The sequence below is a fragment of the Kitasatospora phosalacinea genome (assembly GCF_000717185.1).
Taxonomy (GTDB): domain Bacteria; phylum Actinomycetota; class Actinomycetes; order Streptomycetales; family Streptomycetaceae; genus Kitasatospora; species Kitasatospora phosalacinea_A.
Genome location: NZ_JNYE01000229.1, coordinates 1 through 1,628, shown reverse-complemented (window position 1 = coordinate 1,628; position 1,628 = coordinate 1). Strand labels below are relative to the sequence as shown.

The following is a 1,628-nucleotide window of genomic DNA, read 5'->3' as shown; positions in this document are numbered from 1 at the left end:
CGGACCTCAGCCATCTCCCCAGGTGTCACACGTCCTCAACGACACACCACCGCCAACAGACACGCCCAATCAAAATCAACCTGACCAAGCCCTACTAGGCTGGGCCGCATGGATGAGATCGCGGGGGTGGAGGTCGTCGCTTTCCCGGACGCGGCGGCGTTCGAGGCCTGGTTGGCGGGGCACCACGGGCGGCAGGAGGGGGTGTGGGTCAAGGTGGCCAAGAGGAAGTCGGGCATTCCGACGGTCACCGAGGACGAACTGGTCGACGTGGGGCTGTGCTACGGCTGGATCTCCGGGCAGCGGCGTTCGCTCGACGCGCAGCACTACCTGCAGAAGTACGTGCCGCGGCGCCCCCGGAGCCTGTGGTCCCGGGTGAACGTGGAGAAGGTGGCGGCGCTGACCGCTGCCGGGCGGATGCGCGAGCCCGGGCTGGCCGAGGTGCGGCGGGCGCAGGAGGACGGGCGGTGGGCGGGGGCGTACGAGTCGCAGCGGACGGCGGAGGTGCCGCCCGGCCTGGCGGCCGAGCTGGAGGCGGACCCGCGGGCGAGGGCGGCCTTCGAGGCGCTCGACCGGACGGGGCGCTACCAGCTGATCCTGCCGCTGCTCCAGGCGCTGACGCCGGAGGCCGGGCGGGCCCGGTTGGAGCGGGTGCTGGACGTGCTGCGGGGCGGTGGCGGGGGCGAGTGACGGCGGGGCGGGTGACGGCTGGCGTGCGTACGACGAGAGGGTAGAAAGGTCTGGACCATGGCGTCAATAGGTTCAGACCACTTGATGGTGCGCGCAGGGCGCGAGGGATCGGAAATGGCCATGGAATATCTGGTTCCGATTCCGGAATTCGCGGCTTCCGTGCTGGTGGGGGTCGGTCGGACGCACCGGAATCAGTCGGGTGGACGGATTCGGTGGCAATCCGGGAACGACAGTAAAGGTTCCTGACATTCCGTCACTTCGCTTTCATGATTCCTTTCCTGACCTATTGACAGGTCTGGACCATTTGGAGTTGAGTGCGCCGCGGGTTCCCTGCCCAGCCCCGTCCTTCCCCCCACGAGGAGTGGCACGTGAACAAGCAAAAGATCGCCGCGCTGCTGACCGGCGCGCTGGCTGCGACCGGCCTGGCCGTGATGGTGCCCACCACGTCGACCGCGGCGGCGGCCTGCACCACCCCGTACTCGGCGACCCAGGTGTACACCGGCGGCACGTCCGCCTCGTACAACGGGCACAACTGGAACGCCAAGTGGTGGACCCAGGGGGAGACGCCGAGCACCGGCGGCTCCGGCGTCTGGGCCGACCAGGGCGCCTGCGGCGGCGGTGGCGGCACCACCACGACCCCCACCGCCTGCAACCACCCGACCTGGGTGGCGGGCACCCAGTACGCCACCGGCTCGATCGTGAAGTACGCGCCCAACGGCCAGTACTACATCGCCACGCACGACAACCCGGGTTACGACCCGACCATCTCCACCTGGTTCTGGAGCCCGTACACCTGTAGCGGCGGCGGCACCAGCCCGAGCCCGTCCGGCACCGTCAACCCCGGCGGGTTCGTGGTCTCCGAGGCCCAGTTCAACCAGATGTTCCCGAACCGGAACTCCTTCTACACCTACTCCGGCCTGGTCGCGGCGCTGAAGGCCTAC

General features: G+C 69.1%; 2 protein-coding genes. Both read left to right on the top strand.

The window, feature by feature from the left end:
• Positions 1-108 precede the first annotated feature (108 nt).
• The gene (locus OO57_RS37705; protein WP_033257418.1) at positions 109-687 is read left to right on the top strand and encodes a YdeI/OmpD-associated family protein; all 579 of its coding nucleotides are present in this window, start codon (positions 109-111) and stop codon (positions 685-687) included.
• 431 nt (positions 688-1,118) lie between these two features.
• Positions 1,119-1,628: carbohydrate-binding protein (locus tag OO57_RS46605; protein WP_324606822.1), on the top strand; the 510-nt coding region annotated here is incomplete at its 3' end.

Bases quoted from the DNA above. Each gene is read 5' to 3' on its own strand.
- OO57_RS37705 (WP_033257418.1), top strand. From the start codon at position 109: ATGGATGAGATCGCGGGGGTGGAGGTCGTCGCTTTCCCGGACGCGGCG.